This window comes from Tissierella sp. (genome assembly GCF_052089545.1).
GTDB lineage: Bacteria > Bacillota > Clostridia > Tissierellales > Tissierellaceae > Tissierella_A.
In genome coordinates this window covers 1-3195 of the sequence record NZ_JBQDAA010000241.1, presented here as the reverse complement: position 1 = coordinate 3195, position 3195 = coordinate 1, and the positions used below count along the sequence as shown (strand labels likewise).

General features: G+C 31.3%; 4 protein-coding genes. 3 read left to right on the top strand and 1 reads right to left on the bottom strand.

Going from position 1 to position 3195, the window contains the following annotated elements:
• Positions 1-440 precede the first annotated feature (440 nt).
• Complete coding sequence (locus tag ACTHW2_RS12275) at positions 441-1058, top strand: tyrosine-type recombinase/integrase (protein ID WP_072538840.1); 618 nt, start codon at positions 441-443, stop codon at positions 1056-1058.
• Between the two features lie 61 nt (positions 1059-1119).
• Here the strand turns inward: ACTHW2_RS12275 and xerS are convergent, their stop codons facing one another.
• Positions 1120-2205 carry a tyrosine recombinase XerS gene (gene xerS / locus ACTHW2_RS12270; protein ID WP_002295762.1) on the bottom strand — a complete coding sequence of 362 codons (1086 nt, stop codon included), beginning with the start codon at positions 2203-2205 and terminating at the stop codon, positions 1120-1122.
• 321 nt (positions 2206-2526) lie between these two features.
• Between xerS and ACTHW2_RS12265 the strand changes: the two genes are divergently transcribed.
• Both ACTHW2_RS12265 and ACTHW2_RS12260 read left to right on the top strand, forming a co-directional pair.
• Positions 2527-2760 (top strand): addiction module antitoxin, encoded by a 234-nt coding sequence (locus ACTHW2_RS12265; protein WP_002295764.1) that lies wholly within the window; start codon positions 2527-2529, stop codon positions 2758-2760.
• Positions 2757-3164: a type II toxin-antitoxin system death-on-curing family toxin gene (locus ACTHW2_RS12260; RefSeq protein WP_058138410.1), complete on the top strand. Its 408-nt coding sequence runs from the start codon at positions 2757-2759 to the stop codon at positions 3162-3164. The genes ACTHW2_RS12265 and ACTHW2_RS12260 overlap by 4 nt, the downstream gene beginning before the upstream one ends.
• The last annotated feature ends 31 nt before the right edge of the window (positions 3165-3195 follow it).

The following is a 3195-nucleotide window of genomic DNA, read 5'->3' as shown; positions in this document are numbered from 1 at the left end:
GAACAAATGCTAAGCCAACTGATTGAGAATTAGAAACAATCTGCAGTAGGGAAGAATCATTTACACAAAATTATTGACGCTCCCCAAAATTATGATCTTGCGTAAAGTTATAAAATATTAATAAAAATATTTTATTAATGAAAAGCTTGGTAGCACGGTTATTCATATGCTAATTTATTTCACTTTATAGTAAGGGGAGTTCTTAGTATATTGTTCAAACTTAAATTTCATATAATTTAATTATGTAAATTAGCTATTCTAAGAACTTCTACGGATAACTGCCCGTCTAAAATTTAAATAAGAGCTTAGAATCTTCATATAAGTAAGGTTAATTTTTTTGTACAAAAAAGTCGGAATATTCTGAGTTACTGAAATGATATAAAATCATAAACTAAATCCCTTGATTTTCTTGACTTTGAACAGAGTATGTATATAAGTTTATGATTATGGTAAAATATATATATAATCATGAACTCAGAATATTTTTAAGAAGGGAAACAATAGTGAGCTATAATGTACAACCGTTAAGGACAAATGAAGAGATACAAGATTTTCAGTTTTGGCTAAGAAGAACAAGTAATCCGGAAAGAGATAGTTTTTTATTTTTGTTTGGAATCAATAATGGGTTACGTATGTCAGACATTATAGGATTAAAAGTTGGAGATATACGAGGTAAAAGTAAGCCTATTATTGTTGAACGTAAAACAGGTAAGCGAAAACCGATTTTCATAGATAATTTGAGAGAAGAGATTTTATTATATACTGAAGGCAAAGAAGAAAATGATTGGTTGTTTCCAAGTCGGCAACAAGGTCGACATATAACAAGGGATCGTGTCTATCAGATATATGCGGATATAGCGGAAAAATTAGGAAGAGATGATATAGGAACACATACATTAAGAAAAACTTTTGGGTATCACTACTACAAAAAAACTAGAGACATTGCTACCTTAATGTTTATTTTTAATCATAGTTCTCAATCGATTACTAAAAGATATATTGGAATTACAGAAGATGAAATCGGTGCTTCCTTAAAAGGATTTAAATTAGGTATTTAATCTTTGCATGATTAGAGATAAAAAAAACCAACTACGAAATCTATTTGTAGTTGGACTTTTTTTATAATGAATTCAATGCATCAATTGTAGCCGCATTGTCTATATGGGTATATAAAGTCGTTGTATTGGTACTTGAATGTCCCAATTGTTGGGCAGTCAATACCAAAGAATTTGTCTGTTGGTAGAGTCTAGTAGCCAATGTATGACGCAGTTTATGCGGACTGACTTGGACTCTGAATCCTTTCGAATATTTTGCTACCATCCGTTCGATTGCAATACCGGATATACGTTTGGCTTCTCCTTGGTAAATTGCTAGAAATAATGCTTTTTCGTTTTCTGTCACTTTATATCTTTCTTTCCGAATAGCTAGATAATTAGCTAAATATTCCATTGCGAACGCTGCTATATTGACCGCATCTCTCTTATTTCCTTTTCTAGTTACTACCACATTATTCTTATCCAAAGATAGATCATCTAAGTTAATATTTACAACCTCGGAGAGTCTCAATCCAGATCCTAAAATCAGTGCATTGATCGCCAGGTCTCTTTCTACATCTCGATGGTAATAGATCAGAGCTCGTTTGCTCAAAGTATTTTTATATTCATTGGCAATATAATCTAGATAATTTTGTGTATCTTCGTCTAGAAATAATTTTTTCTCAATGGCATTTGCACGAGCTGCTAAAGTTGTTTTATCTGTGATAGTTGCTACCTGGTCCATAGGATTATCGTCTAAGTATGGTTTTCCTAGAGGATTATTGGAACTTTTCGAAAGATATTTAAATAGAACTTTCAATGCTGTTATATTTCTATTGATAGTAGAAGTGGATAGGCCTAAGTTATTATTATCTTCGAGCTTAGCTTTTGTTGTATCTTTTTTTACATTTTCTTTTGCGCGACGTTTCAAATGAGATTTGTACAAGTTTAGGTCATAGGCAGTTAAATGTCTTATCGAGGTGATTGAAGTATCAGGAACGATAGACTCACTCAGAAGCCATTCATAAAAGAGCTTATAATTTTTTAGATATTCTAAAGTGGTTCGAGGTGATTGATCTTTATCTTCACGATCTTGAACAAAATCTTTTATATAATCGGGCATATGAAGTATGATTGTATCTATTTTTTGATATATTTCTGTATTTTTCATGTCATTCATCCTTTCAATAAGTAGGAGAGAGGAGTACCCCTACAATTGGACTATACCAATTATAGGGACGTTTGTCAATTGGTATGCTATATTTTTTTTGGAAAACACAAATTATATAAGGTTCTATATAATCATATAAAATAAATGGTATATATAAATAGGCGAGGGGATAGTAGTTTGTATTCTAAAAATTTTTTTGGTTTTTCTTAATTCTATAGAAAGAACAATCTTTCTATAGAGTTAGACATGAGAGGGACTACGATTGATTTAAAATCAATAAGCGTATATACTGTATATACAAACAAAAAAGGGGAGAAGACTATGGCAATCAAAGAAAGAAAATTCAGAGAAGTAGGGAATTCAGTAGTATTAACTATTTCAAAGGAGTTTCTTAAAGAAAATGGGTTAAATCCTGGAGATACGGTTTTTTTAGATGAAGAAAAACTTCGAGCAGCAATTACAAAAAAACAAACCTTATCTGATGAGATCGATGTAGCAATATCTCAAGCATTAACTGAATATGATACTACTTTTAGAGAGCTTGTCGATAAATGAGTGTTCATTACCTAGAAGCCAAAGATGTTATAAAAATGAATGTGATCCAAATAAAAAAATACTCTCCTAATGAACCCATTGGTGTAAAGGACGCGAATGCTTTAGAAATGTGTGTAGGACAACTTCGAGCCTCAGCTTTTGGTGAAGAGGTTTATCCTTCGATTTATGAAAAAGCAGCTATCCTACTTATACAATTGATAAAGAAACATCCTTTTCATAATGCAAATAAACGTACTGCTTTCTTAGCTACTTTTGTCTTTTTGAAAATCAATGGACAGCTTTTAGATATTGATCAAAAAGATGCTGTAAATTTAGTGGTATATATTGCTACATATGATAAGGATTTTGACCAACTAAAATATGAAGTGATCAACACTATAAAGACACATACGAAACCCATTTAAGGAGTTGCTGTATGTGTCTTTATAGTGTTAT

Excerpts from the sequence above, each read along its gene's own strand:
- xerS (WP_002295762.1), bottom strand. The coding sequence starts at position 2,205 with ATGAAAAATACAGAAATATATCAAAAAATAGATACAATCATACTTCAT.
- ACTHW2_RS12265 (WP_002295764.1), top strand. The coding sequence starts at position 2,527 with ATGGCAATCAAAGAAAGAAAATTCAGAGAAGTAGGGAATTCAGTAGTA.
- ACTHW2_RS12260 (WP_058138410.1), top strand. The coding sequence starts at position 2,757 with ATGAGTGTTCATTACCTAGAAGCCAAAGATGTTATAAAAATGAATGTG.
- ACTHW2_RS12275 (WP_072538840.1), top strand. The coding sequence starts at position 441 with ATGATTATGGTAAAATATATATATAATCATGAACTCAGAATATTTTTA.